The organism is Allobacillus sp. SKP2-8 (assembly GCF_007559355.1).
In the GTDB taxonomy this organism is placed as follows: domain Bacteria; phylum Bacillota; class Bacilli; order Bacillales; family Alkalibacillaceae; genus Allobacillus; species Allobacillus halotolerans.
In genome coordinates this window covers 2135-27219 of record NZ_VMHF01000019.1, presented here as the reverse complement: position 1 = coordinate 27219, position 25085 = coordinate 2135, and the positions used below count along the sequence as shown (strand labels likewise).

Here is a 25085-nt window from a genome sequence, read left to right as displayed (position 1 = left end):
TCCTCATGAGAAATCGACAAGAAAAAACCTGAACACTTTACGAGTGCTCAGGTATAGATTGTGCAATTATATTTAAAATATAAATAACGAATTAGTTTTTGGAGAATTGCTTTTTGTTTAAGCGTAAATAGTCCTCAAGAAAATGACTGATGCCATCCTCTTGATTCGTCAATGTTGTTTCTTTCGCTAACGTTTTTAACTCGTCAATGCCATTACCCATGGCTACACCGACTCCAGCGTACTCAATCATTTCCAGATCATTGTCTTCATCACCGAAAGCAATGATTCGTTCTTGTGGAATGTCGTAATACTTGGAAATCATCTGTAGACCGATTGCTTTATGTAGGCCAGAACGAATGACTTCGACAACGTTAAAAGGATCCATCCATTTACGATGATCGATGAGTGACGCGTGATTTTCATTCAATGCTTCCTGAATTTTTGGCACTGCCTCTTTATCTGGATAAATAAGAATGGACGATGGGTCCGTTTTTAAGTTTTCTTTTAAATCGCCAAATATAGCTGATTCTTCAAGCCCTGCTGTGAAAAAGTTCGTCATATGACTCTCGTCGTTTTTTTCAATATATACTTGGTCAATAATCTCAGCCATGATGTTTTTTGAACCATAGTGATTCGCAATATCGAAAATATCGTATGCCGTATCTTTAGGCATCGGTGAATGTTTGACACCCCAACTTTTATCTCTTGGGTGATGCACATATGCACCGTTCATATTAACCATAGGTGTCGTTAAGTCCATTTGGGCGTAATATTGCTTACTGCCACGATGCGGTCTGCCTGTAGCAATGACAACGATATGTCCCGCTTCTTTTGCAGCTTGGATTGTTTTTAAATTCTTTTCAGAAATTGTTTTTTGATCGGTGAGTAATGTGCCGTCCAGATCAAGTGCAATAATATGTTTTTCCATCGTTTTTCACCTCAGCTGAATTAATCGTTAACGCGCTCTAATTCATACAGTATACCATATTAAGTATCGGAAAGCATTCCGGCATTGCGTGTATTGGTTGAATGTCAGTTTATTCTTAGATACTATTGTAGAAAAACATTTAGCGAAAGGGTGAGCGAGATTGATTACCATCACTCACAAAAACATTGAACAAATTCCAAGCCTTCTAGTATCGAATGACGAAACACAACAAAAACCTGTCGTCGTCTATTTTCATGGATTTACGAGCTCAAAGGAGCAGAACCTTGCACAAGCCTATTATTTAGCCGAAAAAGGATTTCTCGTCATATTGCCAGACAGCTTCCATCATGGGGAACGAGCAAAAGAGGCGGACTTCATGAAAATTCAACAAGATTTTTGGAAGATTGTTTCGGCGAACGTTTCTGAGCTACATACGATTTATACGTGGGTTCAGCAACAAGGATTAATGAAGGAAGAAAAGTTCGGACTTGCGGGAACGAGTATGGGCGGTATCTCTACAGCAGCAGCGCTGACTCAGTATGACTGGATTACATACGCTGGCATTATGATGGGTTCAGCCAAAGCGCAAGAGATGGCCAATTATTTAATCAAAGGTATTGCTTCACAAGGCATAGAGCTTCCTTTTTCACAAGAAGAGATTGAGGAGCAAATTGCTTCCTTACAAGGAATTGACCTTTCAAAGCAGTTAGATCGGTTGAACGGGCGCCCACTGTTCGTGTGGCACGGAGAAGAAGACCAAGTCGTACCTTTCAGTCATTCAACATCTTTCGTCGAACAATTACTGGAACAGCAACCTGATTATCCAGTACAGTACGTGACGGAGAGAGGAAGAGATCATAAGGTTAGCCGCGAAGCAATGATTCATTTAAGCAATTGGTTTGCGGAGCAAGCGAAATAGTTTTATTTCTTTAAATAAATATAAAATCTGTTTATAATAGAAGTAAGGAAATAAGAGGAGGTTGTAACATGGATGAAGCCTTAAAAGATAATCTATGGGGTGCACTTGAAACCGTGATCGACCCAGAGTTAGGCATTGATATTGTGAATTTAGGTTTAGTTTATGATATTGATTTAGATGATGAAGGCACTGCAATCGTTACAATGACATTGACCGCAATGGGCTGTCCACTTGCTGGACACATCGAGCAAGATGTCAAGCGCGCGATGTCAGACATGCCTGAAGTAAAAGATACAGAAGTCAATATTGTGTGGAATCCACCGTGGACAAAAGATAATATGTCCCGATATGCAAAAATCGCACTTGGAATTCCTGATTGATCAATAGCCCCTTTTCAAAATGTTTCGTCATTTTGAGAGGGGCTTTGTTTTTTTGTGGCTCTAAAATATTGGATGGTAAATACCAATTTAGCGTAGGTTTCGATGATGGCGGTAGGTATCAGATGATCCGCTTAATCGCGATGATTCATGGTAAATTTGAAGATCTTCAGGGTTAATCTGCCAGGCTTCAGTGTTAATTTGCGAGGCTTCAGGGTTAATCTGCGAGGATTCAGTGTTAATTTGTGAACCTTCAGTGTTAATTTGCAAATCTTCAGGGTTAATTCTCAAACCTTCAGGGTTAATTCGCGATTCTTCAATGTATATTCGCAAACTTCAGTATACGCCCATCGTCATGATCATTCGCTTCTTGTACTTCTCTTACATAAAAACCGGCACCAACCATGTTCGTATCTCAACCTCTAACATTTGATTTAAAACCGGTATGTTAAACGCCCGATTCACTTTAAACACACTTTCAATGATCACCGAAATTTTGAAAGGATATAAAAAAATATCGAGAAGAACACGAGGCTCTTCCCGACATGTTGCACATCATTATAAAAGGAAAAAGACTAAAACACCAACGATTAAACAGTAATACGCAAAGTATTTCAGGTTTCCGGATTTCATGACATTGATGAAGAATAACAAAGCAAAGTAAGAAGACACAATGGCTGCCAACAAAGCGATGATATAGAGTATAAACTGGCTGGAGATTTCTGGATTGCCGACCAAATCATCCACTGCAAAGATTGTCGTTCCAACACTAACCGGAATATACATTAAAAATGAAAATCTTAGTGCACTATCTCGCTTTAAGCCAACAAGCATTGCAGCAACAACTGTCGCACCAGAGCGACTGATGCCAGGAGTCAGCGCCAATGACTGTGCCAATCCGATAATAATTGCGTCTTTAAGGGTTATTTCTGTGTCATCTTTGTAGCCTTTCAGATTACGGATAACCCACAGAGCAATACCTGTAAATATAAGCATTAAACCTACATATTTCACTTCTGCAAATGAATCTCCAAAAAGATCCTCAAAGAATACACCTAATAAACCTGCTGGAATCGTAGCAATGACCAACAATAGTAAATACGTAAAATCACTTTTGTATTCTTCATTCTTTTTAAACACATAGTCAGAAGCATGGTTGACGAGTGAAAAGATGTCTTTTCTATATACAACCAAGACTGCCAGTAATGAACCGAAGTTGATAAATGCCTCGAAAGTAAGGCCTCCAGGTAAATCAAGGTCCATGAATGCTTGGACAATTTTTAAGTGGCCACTCGATGATATTGGAATCGGTTCAGTAAATCCTTGAAACAATCCTAAAAATAAAAACTGTAATAATTCCCACAACTCTGTCATGATGAAACCTCCTCTTGCAGGCACATATCCCCTTCTTGTTGAATATAGTAACGTTGAAAGGAGTGGTTTATGTGTCGCAACAACAATCAAGTCCAATGTATGCACTGTGCCGTAAGCATATGAAACAGTACGTACTTATCGAAACGGTGCATGGCGAAAAGATAGATGGTGTGATCATGGATTTGGACGATGACCACGTGTATTTAATTATACCTAACGTGAATACTTTTGAAACGAGACAATGGGGGTACTATGGTCCCGGATATGGATACCCACCGTATGGACATCGCCCTGGTGGATTAAGACGGCTCATTTTGCCTCTTACTGCGATCGCTGCCTTAAGTTTATTACCTTGGTAGCAATAAAGAAAACTCGTCGTCTGACGAGTCTTGAACAAAATCTCACTTGCTCATAAGTTATTTTTGCTAAAAAAAAGGTTGACTCAATGACTGCTTGCTTCGCCAGAGTCAACCTTTTCACCATTAATTGGTAGCATCGTCATTACTTAATATGCCGTCTCCGACAATGACTGCTGTTAGTGTAAATACAGCTGTCATTACAAATGTACCTGTAAGGTCGAATGAAGCGCCACTCATACTTCCAAGTACATATACAATCATCGCGCTAAGTAGGAAACTCCAAACAATTGTCCCAATATATTTCATTGATCTTCACCTCTATTGTTCAAACATAAAACTTGTTTCCATGATTTAGTGTATCAAATGATTCGGTAAAAATAAATAAATTTCTTCGGAAGTTCATGAATCGTTCAAGTCTTATTTAGATAAGGAGTGAAATTTGATGGAGGTTATTGTTTATCCTATAGAACAGTGGTTTTGTTATTATGTGATTGATGAGTTATTAAAAGAAGGTTATGAAGTGTATGCTTACCGTGAAATAGAGGCGAAAGATGCTTCAGAACAGATCAATAACCAAATTGAACAATTACAGTTATCCTTTGGCCGGAACGCAGGCTTTCATTTAGAAGAAGGGGAAGTGAAAACGACGTCCCCATCAAGTTATGGTATTTTTATTGAAAAAATGCCGGAATCTGATTTAACGCAAGGTATTTTACTTTCAAATCGGGTAGATCAAGTAGCTGGCGACCAGGTAACAATTATTTCAATAGAAGAAGTTCAAATTAGCGATGATGAGTGTTTTCTACCGATGGATCAAACAATACTCAGACCAGAAGATCCTAAAAAAGAACGGGATCCGAACGAGGGAGAGGGCAAAAAGAAAAACACGGAAACAAAAATGAACATCCCAGCCAGAAAATTGGCTCGATGGATGATTATGCATGGGATGAATGACTTAATGCCTCAAAAAGCTTACTTACATGGAAAAGATCAACTGAAATCAATCTATTTTCTATCATAGCCCAACATCAAATTGTTTGAGGAACCATGTACAATGTAGAAAAAGACCTAGATATTCGTACCTGACTGTTGCGAATTTCCCGAAAACATAGCACAATGAAAGAAAATAGTAACCGGAGTGCCTATAACGTGAGAGAGAAAATCTTATTATTATTGATTGGTGTACTAACCAGTTTATTGGGTGGTTGTAATTTATTAACCGAAGATGGGGAATTAGAAAATGTTGGCTTGATTCTTGAAGGAACCATCCATGATGAAACGTGGGGGCATAGTGCCTATTCAGGTCTTTTAGAGATCAAGGATACATTCAATGTGAGCGTGATGTTTGAAGAAAATGTAACGGAAGCGAGACAGCTTGAAAAGATTGTCAGTGATTTCGACCGGCAAGGAGTTAACTTGATTTTTGGACAGGGTGAAGGTTTTGGACAATATTTTGATCAAATAAAAGAATACTACCCTCATATTCAGTTTGTGTATTTCGACGGTACGGCTTACGACAGTAATATCACTGCAGTCCAATTCGATCACTATGATTCGTATTATTATGCTGGGATGCTTGCAGCTGAAATGACAAGAAAAAATCAAATTGGCATCTTATCACCATATGCTGAAACAACAACACTAGAAGGTTTCTTTGAGGGTGCCCGCACTGTGAATCCTCAGGTCCGTATCCATTATAAAACCATAGGGAGCGGGTACGACCAACAACAAGCCATGAAGCACTATCAAGAAATGGTGCAGAAGGGAATTGACGTTGTTTTTCCAGCTGGTGAGGGATTTAATACGCCTATTATTCATCAGGCGAAAAAAGATGGAATCTCAGCGATTGGATACATTAATGATCAATATGAATTAGCGAAAAATAATGTACTTACAAGTACTGTCATTGAAATGGAAGAGATTTATCGGGAGATTGCTCAACTGCTAGATGACAGGAATTTAACTTCAGGAATCATTCGACTCGGTTTTGAAAATCAATATGTCCACTTAGGGACTTACGGTGATCATGTCCCACCGTCTGTGCGCAATTGGTTGGATCAAAAAATGGAAGCATATTCGAAAATAAATGAAAAATAAATTTTTAACATGAAAATATGGAGTATGATGCTCATCGATATTGATTTTCTTTAATTAAGCCTTTTCGAGGGCTTTTTTTTCTGTTAAAATTAATACCAGGTCATAGAATAAGATAGTAAGATGAATATAAAGTGAGGAGCTGACTCCAATATGAACGCAGGTATTTTAGGAACGGGACATTTTGTTCCCGATCGAATTTTAACAAATCATGATTTAGAAAAAATGGTTGATACTTCAGATGAGTGGATTCGAACACGTACAGGGATCGAGGAGCGGAGAATTGCACCTGATGAGATCAATACATCAGATATGGCATATGAAGCGGCCAAGAATGCAATGGAAGAAGCGGAAGTTAACGCAGATGAAATTGATTTAATTTTAGTGGCGACGGTCACTGGTGATATGGGATTTCCTTCTGTTGCAACGCAAATCCAAGAACGACTTGGTGCTTTTAAATCAGCAGCTATGGACCTGAGTGCAGCTTGTGCCGGCTTTATGTATGGCATGGTGACAGCAAAGCAGTTCATTGAGTCTGAAACATATAAAAATATTTTGATTGTTGGTGTTGAAAAGCTATCGAAAATTACGAACTGGGAAGACCGGAACACGTGTGTCCTGTTTGGTGATGGTGCAGGCGCTGTTGTCATGGGTCCGGTTTCTGATAATCGAGGTGTTTTATCTTTTGAATTAGGAGCCGATGGGCGAGGAATTCCACATTTATATCAAACAGAAGAAGACCTCCTTTATATGAATGGACGTGAAGTGTTTAAGTTTGCTGTGCGCCAAATGGGAGAATCAGCTTTGAATGTTGTTGAAAAAATTGGACTAACTAAAAATGATGTAGATTATTTGATTCCTCACCAAGCAAATATCCGAATCATGGAAGCGGCAAGAGAAAAGTTAGAAATTCCAAAAGAAAAAATGTCTAAAAAGATTCATAAGTACGGAAACACATCTGCAGCATCCATTCCGATCGCTTTGTCTGAAGATGTAAAATCAGGTACGATTAAAGATGGAAACTTAGTCGTATTAGTCGGTTTCGGCGGCGGTTTGACATGGGGAGCAGTTGCGTTTAGATGGGGAAAATAGAATGTTATAGAGTTTTACACAATTCATTTTTATGAAAGAGAAGGGAGTATTATAGCATGACGAAAAATCGCGTGGTGGTTACGGGGTTAGGTGTCGTTTCACCTGTCGGAAATGATGTATCGACGATGTGGGACCATTTGATTTCCGGCCATGTTGGAATCGGTGAATTAACTCGAGTAAATGCCGATGATTTTCCAACAAAAATAGCAGCAGAGGTAAAAGATTTCGATCCGAAGAAATATATGGAGAAAAAAGACGCACGCAAAATGGACTTATTCACCCAGTTCGCTGTCGCTGCGGCAAAAATGGCACTAGATGATGCTGAACTTACGATTGATGACTCCAATGCAGAGCGGACAGGTGTCTGGATCGGCTCTGGCATTGGTGGAATGTCGACATATGAATCACAATATGAAAAATTTCTTGAAAAAGGACATCGTCGGGTGAGTCCATTCTTTATTCCGATGATGATTCCTGATATGGCTGCCGGCCAAGTTTCGATCCAGTTTGGTGCAAAAGGGATTAACTCTTGTACAGTGACTGCATGTGCATCTGGAACGAATTCCATTGGTGATGCATTTAAAGTGATTCAACGTGGTGATGCTGATGCCATGATTACAGGGGGAACCGAAGCCCCAATGACAAATATGTCCTTCGCTGGATTTACGCAAGCAGGTGCTTTATCGAAAAGTGAAGATCCAAAGACAGCCAGCCGCCCATTTGATAAAAATCGAGATGGTTTTGTTATGGGTGAAGGTGCTGGTATATTAATCCTCGAATCTTTAGAGCACGCTCAAGAGCGTGGAGCGAAAATATATGCTGAGATCTGTGGTTATGGATCTACAGGCGATGCTTACCATGTGACCGCCCCAGCACCAGAAGGAGAAGGGGCTGCCCGTGCCATGCAACAAGCAGTGGATGATGCAGATGTCGCAGTCGATTCGGTTGATTACATTAACGCACATGGAACAAGCACCGAATATAATGATCAGTATGAAACGAATGCAGTGAAAACTGTTTTTGGTGAGCATGCTTATCAATTAGCCATGAGTTCAACAAAATCAATGACGGGACATTTACTCGGCGCAGCAGGTGGCTTAGAGGCTATCGTATCGGTCTTATCAATCAAACATAATATCATGCCGCCAACAGTGAATTATGAAACGCCTGATGAAAAATGTGATTTGGATTATGTTCCAAATGAAGCGAGAGAAAAAGAAGTGAATGTGGCCATGTCCAATTCATTAGGATTTGGTGGGCATAATGCATCATTAGTATTTAAAAAATATAATTAAAGTTAACATCTAATCAATGAGGACTCTCGATCAATTCGAGGGTCCTTTTTTAGGTTGGGGGGGGGCATATTTTTCGAATTCAGGTGCATATATTACAGTTTCAGGCTCAAATATCACGAATTAGGGCACATATCTTCATTTGCTGGGCGCATATAGTTATTTCAAGGGTACATAACTTGAAACTTTGGGTGCATATAGTAAGGCTTCGTTTACACTTCATTCAGATCTGCAATGGAATCGGCTGAATGTTGAACATGAAATAGCATCCTTTTTAGTTATTTCTCGCATCTTCAATTATGTAGATTCAGCATGTACAAAAAACAAATGCATATAATGAAGAAAGGGACAAGCGTGGAGGTATTCCGATGTGGCAATTAATCGTATTCATGATTGGTTTTGGTTTTACTTGTGTTGGTGGCGTGTCGATTATCGGTTATTTAAATTTTCTCCCTGTCGGTATGAATCTGATTGATTTTTTTCTATTTATTTATAAACGACCGGAAAGCTATTTACTACCGCTTGGACTTTTGATGCTCATATTTTCCATGTATAAAAATCCATTTCAGTCATAAATTTAGAATAAAAATAGTTCACTTGGTCATAATGAGCGTAGGAAGAAGATCTTTAAAAAGTGAGGGGTTTATATGTTATACGTTCATGATATATGGGTGAATTGGTTTGAAGGTGAAGAAAACGGGTACAATGTTTGCCATTTTCACGAGTGGAGAAAAAGTGATTCCATTGAACTTCTTGATCAGATTCCTGTCATCTATGTCGAGGCAGATCTATTCGATTACATAGAGAATGACTTACAAGATATACCTCGTGATTTATTAGATCTCGTCTTTGAGCGAGCTTATTTAAAAAAACAACACCAACGTATACCTCTCGATCATGCCTTTATTATGACTGAAGGTGTTCATACGATGGTGATCGATACGCTGGGATATGAAATTCCAATTCGAAAAAGCCGAATGATTCCCCGTCAGGAACGACTTGTTCTGGAGCTCATCAAAAGCAGAAAGCCCCAGGAGTTTTCCTTTAATGCCAAAAGCCAAGATAAACAGTATCATATCCTTTCTTTGCAACCACAATACATGCTAGGTTTGACAAGGAAAGAAAGGCAATTGAAACATTTACTTATGTTGATGCTCGATCAGCTGAATCAAAGTAAACGAATCGATGAGCTGCGTTATTGGCTCACTGAATGGACACCAGAACAATATGAGTCGATCCAAGAAATGGGTTTTGAGCAAGGTTTTCATTATTTAGTCGGTGAGATCAAGCAGGGTTGGAGTGAAAAACACGATGAAATTTGTGAAAAGATGGCAAAAGGTCAACCCTTCTTTGAGAAACTATGGGAGATGGAACAAAAGAAACAAAACACAATCAAAAGCATCTAATCCCGTAAAATAGGTCAAAATACCTCGGAATATATCACTATCATTACATTCGACAAAATTCGGTAATATTTTGTCGAATTCCTGTTATGTTTGTCATATACACTTAATTCCTGCGTAACCACAAGGTGGGTCCTCCTGTGATAACATTGGTTTTGTCAAAATGATTAGAGGGAGGACACATCTTTTATGAGAAAAACATTTCTTTCGCTAGCTGGCGGACTAATCATCTCTGGAGCAATTTTCAGTAGTTCAGTTTCAGCAGAGGAAACTTACCAGGTGAAACAGGGTGATTATCTGAACCAAATAGCAGATAAATTTGATACAACTGTTTCCGACATTATGGAGATAAACAATTTAGAGGATACATTGATTATTACGGGTGAAACATTAAAAGTTGATGCCACACGTACAATCGAGGTTGTTAAAGGGGAAACACTATCTCAAATTGCAAAAGATTTCGATGTAGAGGTTGAGGATATTAAAGAATGGAACGATCTTGATTCTGATTTAATTCTGATCGGTCAAGAACTAGAATTCGACATTCCACTAGAAAAGTTCAATGAAAAAGTAGAAGCTAGAGAAGGTGGACAAGCAGTTCAGTCAAGTAACAATGAATCTGCAGCTACACAATCTAGTAATCAACAAAACGCTCAATCTAGCAACAAACAGGAACAAAAAACCGAGAAAAAACAAAAACAATCAACAGAACAAACAACAGAGAAACAATCAACAGAAAAACAAGATAAAGTAAAAGCAACGAATACAGCAAGTCAATCGACTTCATCAAATCAATCATCGAATCAAAGCCAGCAATCTAGTCAGAAAGAGGGTAGAACCCTTACTGTAGAAGCAACTGCTTATACGGCTGATTGTGCTGGGTGTTCAGGAGTAACCGCAACAGGTATTGACTTGAACAACAGTCCAAACAAGAAAGTAATTGCTGTTGATCCAAATGTCATTCCACTAGGAAGCCGCGTTTATGTTGAAGGCTATGGTGAAGCTATCGCTGGTGACACGGGCGGTGCCATCAACGGTAATATCATCGACCTTCACGTGCCAACAAAAGCAGAAGCTTACCAGTGGGGTAGAAGAACAGTAGAAGTTACTATTCTTGATTAAATCTATTTTTCATATTCCCGGTTTGGGAACATAAAAAACAACCGTGATAAAAAAATCACGGTTGTTTTTTTGTTTCTATGAGAGAAATGAACATTCATCTTTTAAGATGTACGCGGCCGATCCCCATCGCTTTTTTAGCTTTCTTAACGGTTTTATTGGCAACTTTTTCTGCTTTTTCCGCCCCACGGTCTAAAATCTCATCCAATTCTTCTGATTCGTACAATTCGTGATATCTTTCTTGAATTGGTCTTAGGGCGTTTACAACAGTTTCAGCTAGATCTGTCTTGAATTCCCCATACCCTTTTCCTTGATAATTAGTAACTAGTTCATTTACGGATTGATCTGAAAAAGCGGCATAGATATCGAGTAGATTTGAAATGCCGGGTTTATTTTCTTTATCGTATTCGACGATCCCTTCTGAATCCGTAACAGCACTTTTGATCTTTTTCTCGACTCGCTTTAAATCATCCAACATATAAATTGAAGCTTTTTGATTTTCATCTGACTTGCTCATTTTTTTAGTTGGATCTTGCAAAGACATAATACGTGCCCCGACTTCTTGAACGCGGATGTCTGGAATCGTAAAAATGTCATTATAGCGTTTATTGAATCGTTCAGCCAAGTTCCTCGTTAACTCTAAATGCTGTTTCTGGTCATCACCAACAGGTACAATGTCGGTATTATAAAGCAAGATATCCGCCGCCATTAGTGGTGGATAAGTCAACAAACCTGCTGGAACTGATTCTTTTCCGCTTGCCTTGTCTTTAAACTGGGTCATACGTTCCAATTCACCAATCGAAGCAATGGTTTGAAGCATCCAGGAAAGCTCCACATGTGCGCTCACTTCCGATTGGATAAATAAGGTGGATTGATCAGGATCAATTCCACTAGCAAGATAGAGTGCAGCCAATGAACGAGTTTGTTCACGTAACTTCAAACGGTCTTGAGGTACCGTAATCGCATGATAGTCGACAATACAGAAGTAGCTGTCAAAGTCGTATTGAAGCTCGGGAAATTGCTTCATCGCACCGATATAGTTACCAATTGTTAATTGACCGGATGGTTGGATTCCTGAAAACAATGTTTGTTGCATGGATATCATCCTTTCAAATTTTCTATGTAGGAATTTTTCATTTCTCATGATGGTTAACGAATCGCCGCTAATGTTATAGGTAAATCATGTGGTTTACTCGTTGATTTTATCATATATTAAAAATTATTTCCTCAACTATTGGGGGCAGTTAAAACGCTTAAGAGTGGATTGGCGGGACATGCGGCTTTGAAAATAAGGGAGGGATAAACGTATCTACCTAAATCCAGTTCCGGATGATCATCAGAGGTCAAACGCAATTTTTGAGGAGAAGACCACCGTTTTTCGTCGCTATACTTAAATAGAACATTTCTAATCGGGGGTAGCGAATTAATTTGCGGCTCTACCATGGAATAGAGCGCTTCTAATCGAGGGTAGCACATTAATTTCCTTCGCTACCATGGAATAGAACGTCTCTAATCGGGGGTAGCGAATTAATTTGCCGCTCTACCATGGAATAGAACGCCTCTAATCGGGGGTAGCGCATTAATTTCCTTCGCTACCATGGAATAGAACGCCTCTAATCGAGGGTAGCGCATTATTTAATCTCGCTATCCCTGATTAGTACAAAGCCTAATTAAAATGGAACTTTAGCTGGCTATCAAATTTCTTCCTACCTGAGCGCTGTGGTGTCGGCTTCCTCTGATTCAATATTAAAGTATAAGCACCAAAAAGGCACCGACCGAAGTCAGTGCCTCTTCATTCGTATGACATTTTTCCATTGATAAGGTTGAAAAGGAATAACTGAATGTGGCTAGACTGTCTTCGCGATCACAAGACATCGTCAAATTGAACGAATGCTTTCACATTATACATTCCAGGTTGACAATTAACGTAAATCGAAATCATCATCTGGTCTTTCTTCTTCCAGTGCTGTGAAATCATCTTCTTCACTGAATTCTGTTCCATATTGTAATGTCCCTGCCGAAGACGAGGCAGTTTCACTTTCTGAATCAAATAAAATTGATATCGCATAAAGACCACTTAGCCCGACGAGTGCGTATACAACTCTAGATAGAAGGGAATCTTGCCCACCAAAAAGTGATGCGACTAAGTCAAATTGGAAAAAACCAATTAGGCCCCAGTTGATTGCCCCAATAATTACAAGTAATAATGCGATTCGTTTTGCAGTGTTCACATATTCACCCCCCTGATTATAGTTCAGCTGTAAATGATATTTGCTCAAGTATGGGTTTTCGATCATTCCATAACGTGTAACGTTTCCTGCTCGTCTAAACGTCATCTGTTATTTGATAAACTGGTACATAAAGAATGTTCATCCCTAGCTTGTGCAGTTGAAAAAGATTCATACAAAATCATAAAAAAAGATTGAATGGAGAGGATCAAAGGGAGAGTGAAATGAATAAAAAGCGGAGTGATTTGATGACGCATTCAAGTATAAACCCGTACGACGATCAAAAATTCAAAATCGTTCGTACGGGGATGTATCAATAACATACTTTTTAGATTCGGTCATAAAATCGTTGCTGTGCAATCGCAGATAGGAAATCTTGATTGAAATTTGGATTGTTAGCCGCAAATACGACACCTGATAAGTTATTGTTCTCAAATGCTTGTATATAAGGCTGACCAGTCGTCGCAACACCAATTGGTTTGTAATGCTTGTAGGCGTTATGCACAAATTCGGAGATATCATTCATGAATTTGGCTTGTTGTTTGGATTCTCCACCTACTATGTAGATGGAATCATATAAATAAGGACTGGTCGTTAAAAATGTTTTATTCGGCTTTAGTTGCATACCGTTTTTACTTGTCACTGTACCAAGTCGTTCACTAATAATATCGACAAATACATCATTCTTCTCTAGAAACTGAATTACATTAGTCACTTCGTTTTCATCAAAGCCATTCCCGATTAGTACGCCGACTTTTTGTGTGGCTGCATAAAATGGCATATTGGCCATACTTAATGATGGATAGCTTGTCGTGACAGGAACATGCGTCCCATCAGGATGTTCAACACCAATATTGTCAGCAACAGTACAAGCAAGCTCTCGATCCACGTTCACTAATAAGTTGACGTTTTGCTGGCGAACCGATTCACTTTCCACCTTACCTAATTGGTAGCTGAAAGCCTGTATTGTATGTTTCTTTTCAACTGGTGTTAAACTATTCCAAAGAATGCGTGGTTGGGTAAAAAAATCATTGAATGATTCACTTCGACCACGAACGACCCGACCATCCACTTTCTGAGGATAATGTTCATAACCACCAGCTTCAGGGGGTGTCGTGTATGGTGTATTATTCGCCATTGAATTTTCATGGTAATTTACTTGGTCCACATCGATTCGGTAACGCATCGGTCCACGACGTTGGTTATTATGAAACGGACAGACAGGCTTATTGATTGGCAATTCTTGAAAATTCGGCCCGATACGATGAGCTTGAGCCGTTTGATAGGCGATCAGTCTGCCCTGTAATATCGGGTCACTTGAAAAATCGATTCCTGGAATAACATTTCCTGGATTAAAAGCAGCTTGTTCAGATTCCGTATGATAATTATCAATATTTTTATTGAGTGTCAATTTACCGACTAGTTGTACAGGAATGAGTTCTTCCGGCCAAAACTTTGCCGGATCAAGAATATCGAAGTCATATTTAAATTCATCTTCTAAAGGGATCAGTTGAACACCTAATTCATATTCTGGATAAAAACCTTTATCAATCGCTTCACGTAAATCTTTTCGATGAAAATCGGGATCAATTCCACCTAGTTTCATCGCTTCGTCTTGAAGCAAGGAATGCGTTCCAAGCACTGGTTTCCAAACAAAACGGACAAATGTCGCGACATTTTCTTCATTGACAAACAAATACGTATTGATCGACCAAGATTCCATCATTCGGTAACTTCTGACGATCCCTCGATCTGACATAATCCATTGCACCATGTGAAGTGCTTCCGGATTATTCGCTACATAATCCCAAAAGTGATCATGTGCTCCAGTTGCAGTCGGTATATCATCATCCGATTTAGCCTGATACGCATGGATAACATCAGGGAACTTCATTGGATCTTGATTGATCAAAACCGGCATAGCAATCGTCGTTAAATCATAGTTTCCTTCTTCTGTATAGAATTTAACTCCCTTACAGCGTAAGTCTCTTGCGGTATCATAAGAACCTCTTGGCCCTTGGACCGTTGAAAAGCGGACGGTTAAAGGCGTTTTTTTACCTGGTTCATTCAGGAAGCATGCTTTTGTCACATGCTGCATTGATTGGTAACATTCAAACTCACCGTGTGCGCTGTAACCTCTTGCATGCACAACTCTCTCAGGTTCTTCCTCTTGCACAAAATGCGTCATTTTTTCGAAATAATGAACATCTTCATGTAATGAAGGACCTCGTTCACCTGCTTTTAACGTCTCTGAATCATTGGATATTTTCCTTCCCTGATTCGTTGTCATAGGCTTACCGGTATTTTGGATGCGATACTGATCAAGTTGCTCTTGTTTTGGGTTCGTTGCACGCTTATTTTGATCTTTTGATAAATCTTCACTCATATAATCATCCATCCTATCATTGAATTTATGTCCATTTATATCTGTATGTATGGTTTGCATAATTAGAACGGTTATGCAGTCAATGAATAAATGTTCTGATCGCATTTAAAATTACTGCAACCATAATTAATGTCAGAATGAATGGGGTAATTAATCAAAGACAAGATTCCAAAAGAACAGTAAAATCATTCAACTGAGGAGCTACGAATTGACGGAAGGGCCAAAACTCGAAGGCAAGCATAGAATTGATTAGTGAGCAAAAGCCACAGGTGCTTGGTTTTTAAGTATTTTAAAATAAATGTTGACCAAGGGAAACACTTTTGGTATATTTCACATATGGTAAATTGACTAATGAATTTTGAATTTAAAATAGAAAGAAGTGAGATCAACTTATGCTTGATTGGTTTATGGATTTAAGTTTATTTAATCAAACATTAATTGCAGGATTATTTACGTGGCTAACAACATCAGTAGGCGCTGCATCCGTGCTTGTAGCAAAGAAAGTTAATTTAAAAATTATGGACGGTATGCTTGGATTTGCGGGAGGCGTAATGATTGCAGCCAGTTTTTGGTCATTGTTATCCCCAGCAATCAGCAGAGCAGAAGAGAGCGGGCTACCTGGTTGGCTACCTGCTGCGATCGGATTCCTTGTTGGTGCAATCTTCTTATGGGCAATGGGAAAACTAATACCTCATATGCATGCTTATGCAAGACGGAATCAACCGGAAGGATATCAACCTGAAAAAAGAAAACGGAGTACATTGTTAATTCTGGCTGTAACACTTCACAACATTCCTGAAGGTCTGGCGATCGGGGTAGCGTTTGGTGCGGTTGCTTCTGCTGTTGATTCGACAACAGCTCTTATCGGAGCAAGTACACTCGCATTAGGAATTGGCCTTCAAAATATACCTGAAGGTGCTGCGATCTCCTTGCCACTTCGACGTGAAGGAATGTCACGCTTTAGAAGTTTTTTTTACGGACAGTTTTCAGGAATGGTCGAACCGATATCTGCAATCGTCGGCTTTTTAGCAGTAACATGGATGGCGCCAACGCTTCCTTATGCACTAAGTTTTGCAGCGGGTGCAATGATCTTCGTTGTTGTCGAGGAAGTCATACCTGGCTCACAAGAAAATGGGAATAAAGATATGGCGACAATGTGGTTAATGATTGGTTTTGTCATCATGATGATTTTAGACGTTGCATTAGGCTAAATTTACTGAGAGCGGAGTAAACTCCGCTCTTTTATTATGGTTGATTTTGGTCAGTCGAGTTTTAGCCACTAAGTTGGCGGGAAATAAGAATATCGGTTGAAGAGAAATTTACGACCGGCCAAGTTCTTTAAAGTTTTCGATGTTTAGTAACCCACATAAATGCTATTTTGATAGACCTGAAAAAATTGTAGAAATAAGTCCCATTTACAGTGAAAACATAATATAATAGACTTATTGTATGAGTAATAGATGGGGGATAGTATATGATGAAGAACAACAAGATTTTTGCACAGATTCTCATAGTGATATCAGTTACGCTGTTATTTGGAATGTCAATTCATGCAGAAGAAGAAGAAGAAGAAAAAGAAGGACAAGTCGTGCAGTTACATACGCAATTCTCTACAGAATTAGCGGAGAAAGTGCTACCTGATCCTGTCCCTCGTTTCGTTTATCAAACTGGTTTTGATTTTGAGTATCCGGATGCAGTTCGAGGCGTTTACGTTACAGGTCATTCGGCAGGTGGTGAACGATTTAATTACTTGACGGATCTGATTTCTTCTACGGCATTAAATACAATGGTCATTGATATTAAAGATGATTTTGGAAATATCACATACAAAGTGGAAGATGAAGATAAGTTATATAGCGAATTTTCTCAAGAGTATATTAAAGACCCTCAAGCAATGATGCAAGAATTGGAAGAAAAAGAGATTTACCCAGTTGCTAGAATTGTTGTTTTCAAAGATACGAAACTAGCAGAAAAGAAACCTGAATGGTCATTTAAAGAAAATGGATCCATATGGAAAAATGGTCGAGGAGAAGCTTTTGTTAACCCATTTATTAAAGATGTTTGGGAGTATAATCTTGAAATTGCCAAAGAAGCAGCAAAAATGGGTTTTCAGGAAATTCAATTTGATTATGTCCGTTTCCCAGAAGGTTTTGAAAAACGTGATGAATCACTTGAATATAGTCGAGGAGATTTTGATAAAGCAGACTTAAATAACATAAAAGAGCGTGTCAATGCGGTGACTAGCTTCGTAGAATATGCAAATAAGGAACTAGAAGCTTATGATGTAGATGTTTCTGTAGATATCTTCGGCTATACGGCAACGATTGAAGAAGCACCAGGCATCGGGCAAAACTTCCTACAGATTGCCGATAACGTTGATGTGATCTCTTCCATGATTTATCCAAGTCACTGGACATCTTATTTTGGTATTGAAAATCCTGATACCGAACCATATAAACTTGTTGATGAATACAGTAAAAAGGAAAATGAATTGTTGGGCCAACTTGAGGACCGACCGATTTCCAGACCATGGATTCAAGATTTCACAGCCAGTTGGTTATATCCGTCTGGTCAGGCGTTCACATATGGAAAAGAAGAAGTAGAGGCTCAAATCCGTGCTTTATACGATAATGAAATTTACGAATATCTGATTTGGAACGCAGGAAATCAATATACAGAAGGGGTCAACTTCGATCCGAAATAGTTACAGGGAGTGCTGTAGAAAGTTAAATCTTTCTACGGCACTTTTTTGGATTAAATAAGTTATTAATTTCCATAAACTGATCCATCCGAAAGGCATTAAGTGGATCTATACGAATACAGGAGTTAAGGTGATCCTGATTCCATTTAATCCAATTCAAAGCTGAATAATCAAGCTTAATGCGGTTTAACTTTCTAATCGCCTTCCTATAGACTAAATAAATGTAAGTGAAAAATCAGAAATTAATTTGGTCGATAAAGGAGCGGAAATATGAGTTGGTACGAAAAGTTAAATGAATACTTTCCAATTGAAGAAATGAAATCGAAAGAACACTTTGAGATTTTATTAGATGAAAAAGGAAATGTTTATCACAAAGATGAGAGTGAAGATCATGTATTGATGTATGCTGAATATGAGCAATTTGTTTTCGTTGACTATGTATATGTATCATCAAAAGCTCGTGGTAAAGGAATAGGAAAGCAATTATTCGAACAGCTAAAATCAAAGGGTAAACCCATTATTCTTGAAGTGGAACCTATAGATTACGAAGATACAGACACGGCTAAACGGCTGAGGTTTTATGAACGAGAGAATTTTCAACATGCTAAAACGATTGGTTATGAGAAAAAATCGATTGCAACGAATGAAGTGAATCCACTGGAAATTTTATTTTGGTCACCAATCGATGAAGATGAGGAACAGATTTATGAGAAAATGAAAAAAACATATGTGGACATACACACATATAAAGATAAAGAAATATATGGGGAGAGCTATCAGCCCGTTGACCAAGTATTTAAACGCAGAAAAAGAGAGACGGATATTTTTGAAGATGCTAATGAATTGCAATCCACGTAAGGTTTACAGCTGCCTAGTAGAAGAGGCAGCTTTTTTATTTTAAAAAAATCCAACTTTTAGGTTTATAATAATATATACAGGGTAATACTTAACTAAAGCGAATAATAGCAAATATGAAGTTTTGATTACAAATGCTGAATCCACCTATTCATATCAGATTGATTGTAGTATACTTAAGTCATACCCAAGTAAATTAAAGTTATTTTAATCTAATAGCGATTTTAAAATATTTTAACTCGTGTTGAAAGCCCTTTAAGGAGAGTGAATGGCATGGTAACATTATTTACTTCACCAAGCTGCACATCTTGTAGAAAGGCAAGAGCGTGGCTAGAAGAACACGAAATACCTTACAACGAACGCAATATCTTCTCTGAGAATTTAAGCGAAGATGAAATTAAACAAATTCTTCGCATGACTGAAGATGGTACGGATGAGATTATCTCTACACGTTCAAAGGTATTCCAAACCTTAGACGTGGGATTAGATCAATTACCATTGAAAAAGTTGATTAAATTGATTCAGGACAATCCTGGATTATTGAGAAGACCAATTATCTTGGATGATAAGCGACTTCAAGTCGGTTATAACGAAGATGAGATTCGTCGTTTCTTACCTCGGAAAGTTCGTTCTTTCCAGTTAAAAGAAGCACAGCGAATGGTAAATTAAAAAATAGGATGTCAACAGTCATTGTGTAAACTACATGGTGGCTGTTTTTCTATGCTTTTATGGGTATGTTTTTTGACCGGCCATAAAAGCATATGACAAGAATTAGAAAGATTGGTAAACCAATTTGGATGTATGGTACGGATTCAATAAACGTTTCAAGTTTCTTTTCATTTAACATTAGTTCTCCGCTTGTATAAGCTAATAAAGATGCACCAAAATAAATGATTAACGGATACTTTTTCATGGCAAATAAAATTAATCTACTCCCAAAAACGATGATCGGAACAGAAACAGCCAATCCAAACAAAATTAGTCGAAAATTTTGATTGGAAGCCGCTGAAATTGCCAAAACGTTATCAAATCCCATGACAACATCAGCAATAACAATCGTCTTAACTGCTCCAAATAATGTACCAGATGCTTGGATTTCTTGGTCGTCCTCTTCATCTTTTAGTAAAGAAAAGGCAATATAAAGTAAAAACAATCCACCGATTAATTGTAAATAAGGAATTGTGAGTAAATAGATGGCGACGCAAGCGAGTAAAAAACGAATGAAAACCGCGAGAATTGTTCCCAGTGCAATTGCTTTATTTTGTAGTCGTTCAGGTAGGTTCCGGCTAGCCATTGCAATGACAACTGCATTATCACCTCCAAGGATTAAATCCAAACCAATAATAATTAATACAGCCTTGAAGATATCCCAGTTTAAATCAGTGAATAGTTCTGTAAAAAATATTTCCATAATAAACCTCCATATTTTAATCGCAAAAAGGTGATTCCAGTTGGCAATAAATCACAATCGAGTACGAGAGCAATTTAGTTGTTCAAAGAGATAAAATCCTTTATAATTAATTTTTAAAACTAGATAAAAATAAAGAAAAAAGTTGAAGGAATTTCTTAAGCGATTATAGAAAATCAAAGTTTAGACGAGAAGTATCGCTTGTCCGATTCAAGGGCGAATATGGAACTTATAAATTGTCCATACCAAATCGATGTAGTTACCATACAATATGAATAAGTATATTGATTTATGCGATGATTGAATGATTTTGATTACGGGTAATACACTAGTAAGAAGAAACGTAATCCTTCCTCAAAATAATTCGAAGGGAGAGGACGATAAATGGAAATAGAACGTATCAATGAAAATACGTTGAAATTTTATATATCATACAGAGACATTGAAGATCGTGGCTTTAAACGGGAAGATATCTGGTATAACCGCGATAAAGGTGAGCAACTCTTCTGGGAAATGATGGATGAAGTTAACGACAGAGAGACGTTTAATATTGATGGTCCATTATGGATTCAAGTGCAAGCGATGGATAAAGGCTTAGAAATCGTCGTTACGAAAGCAGAAATATCTCAAGACGGTTCTAAACTGGAATTTCCAGATGGAGAAGAAACACCGATGGATACGAGTATGAATGAAAAAATTGAATCACTAATCGAAAACAGTGTTCCTCACAAACAAAGGAAAAAAGAGGCTTATGCGAGAGGTTCAAAACGAACGAAAACAGCGCCTGAAGAAGATGAAGATTTGAATATGACTGTGAAATTCGATGATCTGGAAGACGCTATTTCTTTAAGTCATTCCATTCGGGATACACGGTTTATTGAGGATCAGTTTTTTGCAAAAGAAAATCAATATTACTTGTATGTTAACTTTCCGATTGGATTCTTAAGTGAAACAGAGCAAGAGAACTATATTAGCCGCATCTTGGAATATGGTGAAGAAACGAGCGAAACGATTCACCTTCTCGTCGAGTATGGAACCAGTATTTTTGAACAAAATGCATTAAAACAATTGAGAGAAACGTTTTAATAACTGACAACCATCTTTTGTCAGTTATTTTTTTGTCTTATTTTCTAAGAAGCATGTTACATATGATGGCATCTTGTGATCGATAAATTATTGACACTCTATTCGCCCGAACGACGAATGCTCGTCTCGATTCGAGTGTATAGAGGCAGTCTATTCGCCTGAATAATGAATGCTCGTCTCGATTCGGGTGTATAGAGGCAGTCTATTCGCCTGAACAACGAATGCTCGTCTCGGTTCGGGTGTATAGAGGCAGTCTATTCGCCCGAATAATGAATGCACGCCTCGATTCAGGTTTATAGGGACGGTCAATTCGCCCGAACGACGAATGCACGCCTCTGTTCGGGTGAATAGAAGCAGTCAATTCGCCCGAACGACGAATGCACGCCTCGATTCGGGTTTATAGAGGCAGTCAATTCGCCCGAATAATGAATGCACACCTCGATTCGGGTTTATAGAGACAATCAATTCGCCTGAATAATGAATGCACGCCTCGGTTCGGGTTTATAGAGGCAGTCAATTCGCCCGAATAACGAATGCGCGCCTCGATTCGGGTGAATAGGAAATCTTTATTCAACCGAATGACAAACCATCGATTCCATTTGATTATATAGGGAGCCCTTTTTCACGAAATTTACGCAGAGCCACCGATTAAATTTATTCTGCTGCCAAAAAGAATCTGTAAAAAGGGTAATTTTTAATTATTATAAACAAATGCATTAAATCAAGCATACTATTGACTGAAACTTCAATTTGCTCATGGTATAATGAGATAATGGGCAATTGAATAATTATGGGCTATTGAGTATGGTAGCAATAGTCATCGATCTTAGGAGTTAACATAAAAAGGGGCTTTATGATGCTTAAATGGGTGCAAGTGTCATTATTTTTAGGATTATTGGTTATAACTGGATGGATAACTTACAGTTTTTTGGAAGGTCAATTAATCGGTACTGTCACGATTTTTATTATCGTCTCGGCAACATTAATTGTTTTTACAATCTTCATTGAAAATAGGGACCCATCACAAACACTAAATTGGATTCTTATTTTTGCCGTATTTCCAGTAATCGGCTTCTTCTTTTACTTGCTATTCGGACGAAATTACAAAAAGAAAAAGCGTTTCGAAAAGAAAAAAGAAGCAGATGAAAAAGCATTCAACATGTTTGAAGTCAGCCGGATATTTGACCATGAAGAAATTGAGCAAATGGGCGACCATCAAAAAATGTTTTTTCGTTTGGCACAGGAACTCGGAAATTCTCCGATATCCTTTAACACGGATACGCATGTACTTACCAATGGAGCAGAGAAGTTTCCAGAGTTGATCGCAGCTTTAAAGGAAGCAAAGCATCATATTCACCTGGAATATTATATTGTGCGTAATGATCAAATTGGAAAACAAATTCAAGAAGTGTTAATCGAGAAAGCCAAGCAAGGTGTAGAGGTGCGATTTTTATATGATGCCGTTGGTTGCTGGGCATTACCTAGACTCTATTTTGATCAAATGAAGGAAGCAGGAGTTCATGTTCAAGCATTTGCCCCTGTTCGATTCCCGTTAATTGGGAGTCGGATCAATTATAGAAATCATCGTAAAATCGTTATTGTTGATGGAAAAATCGGTTTCATGGGTGGCTTGAATATTGGTGATGAATATTTAGGCAAAGTAAAAATGTACGGTAAATGGCGAGATACGCATCTATACGTTCGCGGTGAGTCTGTTCGAAGTTTGCAATTGATTTTCTTGAGAGACTGGCAATATGAAACGGACGAACAACTCTTGGAGCATAAGTATCTTCAACCTGAAGTTTTAGATCATAATCAAATTCAGGGTGGCGTCCAGATGATTGCTGGAGGCCCTGATAATAAATGGGAAACGATTAAAAAGCTTTATTTTGCGATGATCATATCCGCGAAGAAAAAAATCTGGATTGCATCTCCGTATTTTATTCCTGATGATGACGTGTTAACAGCAATGAAAGTCGCTAGTCTAAGTGGGCTGGATGTTCGTTTGTTAGTTCCTAGCAAGCCTGATAAACGTGTGGTTTTTCATGCATCTCGGTCTTATTTTGCAGAGTTGCTTGATGCAGGAATCCGGGTGTTTGAATACGAAAAAGGCTTTATGCATAGTAAGGTCATGTTAGTTGATGACGAATTAGCAAGCATTGGTACGTCCAATATGGATATGAGAAGCTTTCATTTAAACTTTGAGGTGAATGCTTTTCTCTTTAAAACAGATAGTACGATTGAACTTAAAGAAGATTTTGAAAGAGACTTTCTTGACTCAAACGAGTTGGTCCCTGAAACATTTAATAAACGTTCTATTTTTATCCGTGTGATGGAATCATTTTTCCGCTTATTATCTCCATTATTATAAAATGAGAGGAGGGCTGCCCTTGCTGGTTGCAAAAAATAAGTACGGTAAATTGATTACTGCTTATAAAAAGAATAAGCAAGAAATCAGCCAACTTCGTCACGAATCCTTTACATGTCCCGAATGTAATGAGAAAGTCATTCTGAAGGCCGGGAGGATCAACGTTCCTCACTTCGCGCATGAACAAACGAGCAATTGTTCAATGCAACAAGGAGAATCAGCAGAGCATCTGAATGGGAAAATGGAATTATATCAATGGTGCCAGAATCATGGTTATCCTTCCGCCTTGGAATATTCACTACTTGAAGTCGATCAGCGCATTGATGTCGTCGCAAGAGTTGGTAAAACAGCTATTGCCTTTGAATATCAATGCGCTCCCATTTCATTAGAAGAATTTGAAACAAGGACAACAGGAATTCGACAGGCAGGATTTGTGCCAATCTGGATTTTTGGTGAACGTTATTTAAAATCTCTATATAATCACTCCTTTCGACTCTCACCTCTTTTGAAATCTGCAATTATGAAAGAACCTCCTTTTAATCAACCAATCCTTTTATTTTATTCTACTTCCAAAAAAAGACTGACCCTATTATCACAATTTTATTCCTCACATTTACGAAGTTTTGTCCAACGCACGCATCGATCACTCAGACAGGTAGGATTAGAAACATTTCAAAGCTTGCCAACGAACATTCCTTGGAATCGCTTTAAATCGTATTGGTTGAAAGAAAAACAGCAACTACGTTCCAAGCAACAAAAGTACGCTTCAGAAGTCGACAAGAAGTTCATGTCGATGTTATATCAAAAGTATCTTCATCCTCAATACCTCCCAGCCTGTGTGCACTTACCGGTCCAATCAAATCACCGTTTACTTATTCCTAATTACGTTTGGCAAACACAATTCCTACTGAACTGCTGGCAAAAGAAAAACATTGGCGAGTGTATTTCTTGGACAGAAGCTTTAATGGTCTGTACCGAATCTTTTGCAAAAACAGTTACTATGCAATATTCTACGTCATCTGTTCATCCGCTATATGAATATCTTTCCTTACTGACTTTATTCGGTTATCTTCAAAAAACACCACACGGTTGGGTT

The 25085-nt window shown here is 38.3% G+C and carries 25 protein-coding genes; 17 read left to right on the top strand and 8 right to left on the bottom strand.

Annotated elements, in window-relative coordinates; translation table 11 throughout:
- Positions 1 to 91: 91 nt before the first annotated feature.
- Positions 92 to 928, bottom strand: coding sequence for a Cof-type HAD-IIB family hydrolase (locus FPQ10_RS11440; protein WP_144163638.1), 837 nt, complete (start codon positions 926 to 928; stop codon positions 92 to 94).
- Between the two features lie 160 nt (positions 929 to 1088).
- Here FPQ10_RS11440 and FPQ10_RS11435 point away from each other — a divergent pair, with 160 nt between their 5' ends.
- The gene (locus FPQ10_RS11435; protein ID WP_144163637.1) at positions 1089 to 1847 is read left to right on the top strand and encodes a prolyl oligopeptidase family serine peptidase; all 759 of its coding nucleotides are present in this window, start codon (positions 1089 to 1091) and stop codon (positions 1845 to 1847) included.
- 68 nt (positions 1848 to 1915) lie between these two features.
- Positions 1916 to 2227, top strand: a complete 312-nt coding sequence (locus tag FPQ10_RS11430; RefSeq protein ID WP_144088606.1) for a metal-sulfur cluster assembly factor — start codon at positions 1916 to 1918, stop codon at positions 2225 to 2227.
- An 87-nt stretch (positions 2228 to 2314) separates the two neighbouring features.
- On the opposite strand, the gene FPQ10_RS11425 is transcribed toward FPQ10_RS11430, so the two are convergent.
- Together FPQ10_RS11425 and FPQ10_RS11420 are read right to left on the bottom strand one after the other, a co-directional pair.
- Positions 2315 to 2557 (bottom strand): hypothetical protein, encoded by a 243-nt coding sequence (locus tag FPQ10_RS11425; protein ID WP_144163636.1) that lies wholly within the window; start codon positions 2555 to 2557, stop codon positions 2315 to 2317.
- A gap of 225 nt (positions 2558 to 2782) precedes the next feature.
- Positions 2783 to 3598 carry an undecaprenyl-diphosphate phosphatase gene (locus FPQ10_RS11420; protein ID WP_144163635.1) on the bottom strand — a complete coding sequence of 272 codons (816 nt, stop codon included), beginning with the start codon at positions 3596 to 3598 and terminating at the stop codon, positions 2783 to 2785.
- 71 nt (positions 3599 to 3669) lie between these two features.
- On the opposite strand from FPQ10_RS11420, the gene FPQ10_RS11415 reads away from it, so the two are divergent.
- A complete protein-coding gene (locus FPQ10_RS11415) occupies positions 3670 to 3957 on the top strand; it encodes a hypothetical protein (RefSeq protein ID WP_255439931.1) in 288 nt (95 codons plus the stop codon).
- Positions 3958 to 4080: 123 nt separating this feature from the next.
- Here FPQ10_RS11415 and FPQ10_RS11410 read toward each other — a convergent pair whose 3' ends face one another.
- Positions 4081 to 4263, bottom strand: a complete 183-nt coding sequence (locus tag FPQ10_RS11410; RefSeq protein WP_144163634.1) for a YjzD family protein — start codon at positions 4261 to 4263, stop codon at positions 4081 to 4083.
- A 136-nt stretch (positions 4264 to 4399) separates the two neighbouring features.
- Between FPQ10_RS11410 and FPQ10_RS11405 the strand changes: the two genes are divergently transcribed.
- From FPQ10_RS11405 to FPQ10_RS11375, 7 genes are all read left to right on the top strand, one after another.
- Positions 4400 to 4978, top strand: coding sequence for a hypothetical protein (locus tag FPQ10_RS11405; RefSeq protein WP_144163633.1), 579 nt, complete (start codon positions 4400 to 4402; stop codon positions 4976 to 4978).
- Between the two features lie 128 nt (positions 4979 to 5106).
- Positions 5107 to 6054, top strand: coding sequence for a BMP family ABC transporter substrate-binding protein (locus tag FPQ10_RS11400; RefSeq protein WP_186278668.1), 948 nt, complete (start codon positions 5107 to 5109; stop codon positions 6052 to 6054).
- Between the two features lie 150 nt (positions 6055 to 6204).
- Complete coding sequence (locus FPQ10_RS11395; RefSeq protein ID WP_144163631.1) at positions 6205 to 7143, top strand: beta-ketoacyl-ACP synthase III; 939 nt, start codon at positions 6205 to 6207, stop codon at positions 7141 to 7143.
- Between the two features lie 56 nt (positions 7144 to 7199).
- The gene (gene fabF, locus FPQ10_RS11390; RefSeq protein WP_144163630.1) at positions 7200 to 8438 is read left to right on the top strand and encodes a beta-ketoacyl-ACP synthase II; all 1239 of its coding nucleotides are present in this window, start codon (positions 7200 to 7202) and stop codon (positions 8436 to 8438) included.
- A 365-nt stretch (positions 8439 to 8803) separates the two neighbouring features.
- Complete coding sequence (locus FPQ10_RS11385; RefSeq protein ID WP_144163629.1) at positions 8804 to 9010, top strand: YuzI family membrane protein; 207 nt, start codon at positions 8804 to 8806, stop codon at positions 9008 to 9010.
- 72 nt (positions 9011 to 9082) lie between these two features.
- Positions 9083 to 9841 (top strand): DUF3603 family protein, encoded by a 759-nt coding sequence (locus FPQ10_RS11380; protein ID WP_144163628.1) that lies wholly within the window; start codon positions 9083 to 9085, stop codon positions 9839 to 9841.
- Positions 9842 to 10027: 186 nt separating this feature from the next.
- Positions 10028 to 10960, top strand: coding sequence for a LysM peptidoglycan-binding and 3D domain-containing protein (locus FPQ10_RS11375; RefSeq protein WP_144163627.1), 933 nt, complete (start codon positions 10028 to 10030; stop codon positions 10958 to 10960).
- Positions 10961 to 11054: 94 nt separating this feature from the next.
- Here FPQ10_RS11375 and trpS read toward each other — a convergent pair whose 3' ends face one another.
- From trpS to FPQ10_RS11360, 3 genes are all read right to left on the bottom strand, one after another.
- The gene (trpS, locus tag FPQ10_RS11370) at positions 11055 to 12053 is read right to left on the bottom strand and encodes a tryptophan--tRNA ligase (RefSeq protein WP_144163626.1); all 999 of its coding nucleotides are present in this window, start codon (positions 12051 to 12053) and stop codon (positions 11055 to 11057) included.
- An 826-nt stretch (positions 12054 to 12879) separates the two neighbouring features.
- Positions 12880 to 13188, bottom strand: coding sequence for a DUF378 domain-containing protein (locus tag FPQ10_RS11365; RefSeq protein WP_144163625.1), 309 nt, complete (start codon positions 13186 to 13188; stop codon positions 12880 to 12882).
- Between the two features lie 325 nt (positions 13189 to 13513).
- The gene (locus tag FPQ10_RS11360; RefSeq protein WP_144163624.1) at positions 13514 to 15571 is read right to left on the bottom strand and encodes a catalase; all 2058 of its coding nucleotides are present in this window, start codon (positions 15569 to 15571) and stop codon (positions 13514 to 13516) included.
- Between the two features lie 392 nt (positions 15572 to 15963).
- On the opposite strand from FPQ10_RS11360, the gene FPQ10_RS11355 reads away from it, so the two are divergent.
- From FPQ10_RS11355 to spxA, 4 genes are all read left to right on the top strand, one after another.
- The gene (locus FPQ10_RS11355) at positions 15964 to 16782 is read left to right on the top strand and encodes a ZIP family metal transporter (RefSeq protein ID WP_144163623.1); all 819 of its coding nucleotides are present in this window, start codon (positions 15964 to 15966) and stop codon (positions 16780 to 16782) included.
- Between the two features lie 266 nt (positions 16783 to 17048).
- The gene (locus FPQ10_RS11350) at positions 17049 to 18275 is read left to right on the top strand and encodes a putative glycoside hydrolase (protein WP_144163645.1); all 1227 of its coding nucleotides are present in this window, start codon (positions 17049 to 17051) and stop codon (positions 18273 to 18275) included.
- Between the two features lie 267 nt (positions 18276 to 18542).
- On the top strand, positions 18543 to 19130 hold the full coding sequence (locus tag FPQ10_RS11345) for a GNAT family N-acetyltransferase (RefSeq protein WP_144163622.1): 588 nt from the start codon (positions 18543 to 18545) through the stop codon (positions 19128 to 19130).
- A 270-nt stretch (positions 19131 to 19400) separates the two neighbouring features.
- Positions 19401 to 19796, top strand: coding sequence for a transcriptional regulator SpxA (gene spxA / locus FPQ10_RS11340; protein WP_144163621.1), 396 nt, complete (start codon positions 19401 to 19403; stop codon positions 19794 to 19796).
- A 49-nt stretch (positions 19797 to 19845) separates the two neighbouring features.
- On the opposite strand, the gene FPQ10_RS11335 is transcribed toward spxA, so the two are convergent.
- Positions 19846 to 20538, bottom strand: coding sequence for a TerC family protein (locus FPQ10_RS11335; protein WP_144163620.1), 693 nt, complete (start codon positions 20536 to 20538; stop codon positions 19846 to 19848).
- A gap of 381 nt (positions 20539 to 20919) precedes the next feature.
- Here FPQ10_RS11335 and mecA point away from each other — a divergent pair, with 381 nt between their 5' ends.
- The 3 genes from mecA to FPQ10_RS11320 all read left to right on the top strand — a co-directional run.
- Entirely contained in the window at positions 20920 to 21621 is a 702-nt protein-coding gene (gene mecA / locus FPQ10_RS11330) for an adaptor protein MecA (RefSeq protein ID WP_144163619.1), read from the top strand.
- 856 nt (positions 21622 to 22477) lie between these two features.
- Complete coding sequence (cls, locus tag FPQ10_RS11325) at positions 22478 to 23992, top strand: cardiolipin synthase (RefSeq protein WP_144163618.1); 1515 nt, start codon at positions 22478 to 22480, stop codon at positions 23990 to 23992.
- Between the two features lie 19 nt (positions 23993 to 24011).
- Positions 24012 to 25085 (top strand): competence protein CoiA (locus FPQ10_RS11320; RefSeq protein ID WP_186278667.1); only part of this gene is annotated, 1074 nt, incomplete at its 3' end.

What these genes read in the sequence shown, in the direction of transcription:
- FPQ10_RS11440 (WP_144163638.1), bottom strand. Translation starts at nt 928, where the DNA reads ATGGAAAAACATATTATTGCACTTGATCTGGACGGCACATTACTCACC.
- FPQ10_RS11430 (WP_144088606.1), top strand. Translation starts at nt 1,916, where the DNA reads ATGGATGAAGCCTTAAAAGATAATCTATGGGGTGCACTTGAAACCGTG.
- FPQ10_RS11420 (WP_144163635.1), bottom strand. Translation starts at nt 3,598, where the DNA reads ATGACAGAGTTGTGGGAATTATTACAGTTTTTATTTTTAGGATTGTTT.
- FPQ10_RS11410 (WP_144163634.1), bottom strand. Translation starts at nt 4,263, where the DNA reads ATGAAATATATTGGGACAATTGTTTGGAGTTTCCTACTTAGCGCGATG.
- FPQ10_RS11405 (WP_144163633.1), top strand. Translation starts at nt 4,400, where the DNA reads ATGGAGGTTATTGTTTATCCTATAGAACAGTGGTTTTGTTATTATGTG.
- FPQ10_RS11395 (WP_144163631.1), top strand. Translation starts at nt 6,205, where the DNA reads ATGAACGCAGGTATTTTAGGAACGGGACATTTTGTTCCCGATCGAATT.
- fabF (WP_144163630.1), top strand. Translation starts at nt 7,200, where the DNA reads ATGACGAAAAATCGCGTGGTGGTTACGGGGTTAGGTGTCGTTTCACCT.
- FPQ10_RS11385 (WP_144163629.1), top strand. Translation starts at nt 8,804, where the DNA reads ATGTGGCAATTAATCGTATTCATGATTGGTTTTGGTTTTACTTGTGTT.
- FPQ10_RS11380 (WP_144163628.1), top strand. Translation starts at nt 9,083, where the DNA reads ATGTTATACGTTCATGATATATGGGTGAATTGGTTTGAAGGTGAAGAA.
- FPQ10_RS11375 (WP_144163627.1), top strand. Translation starts at nt 10,028, where the DNA reads ATGAGAAAAACATTTCTTTCGCTAGCTGGCGGACTAATCATCTCTGGA.
- trpS (WP_144163626.1), bottom strand. Translation starts at nt 12,053, where the DNA reads ATGCAACAAACATTGTTTTCAGGAATCCAACCATCCGGTCAATTAACA.
- FPQ10_RS11360 (WP_144163624.1), bottom strand. Translation starts at nt 15,571, where the DNA reads ATGAGTGAAGATTTATCAAAAGATCAAAATAAGCGTGCAACGAACCCA.
- FPQ10_RS11355 (WP_144163623.1), top strand. Translation starts at nt 15,964, where the DNA reads ATGCTTGATTGGTTTATGGATTTAAGTTTATTTAATCAAACATTAATT.
- FPQ10_RS11350 (WP_144163645.1), top strand. Translation starts at nt 17,049, where the DNA reads ATGAAGAACAACAAGATTTTTGCACAGATTCTCATAGTGATATCAGTT.
- FPQ10_RS11345 (WP_144163622.1), top strand. Translation starts at nt 18,543, where the DNA reads ATGAGTTGGTACGAAAAGTTAAATGAATACTTTCCAATTGAAGAAATG.
- spxA (WP_144163621.1), top strand. Translation starts at nt 19,401, where the DNA reads ATGGTAACATTATTTACTTCACCAAGCTGCACATCTTGTAGAAAGGCA.
- FPQ10_RS11335 (WP_144163620.1), bottom strand. Translation starts at nt 20,538, where the DNA reads ATGGAAATATTTTTTACAGAACTATTCACTGATTTAAACTGGGATATC.
- mecA (WP_144163619.1), top strand. Translation starts at nt 20,920, where the DNA reads ATGGAAATAGAACGTATCAATGAAAATACGTTGAAATTTTATATATCA.
- cls (WP_144163618.1), top strand. Translation starts at nt 22,478, where the DNA reads ATGCTTAAATGGGTGCAAGTGTCATTATTTTTAGGATTATTGGTTATA.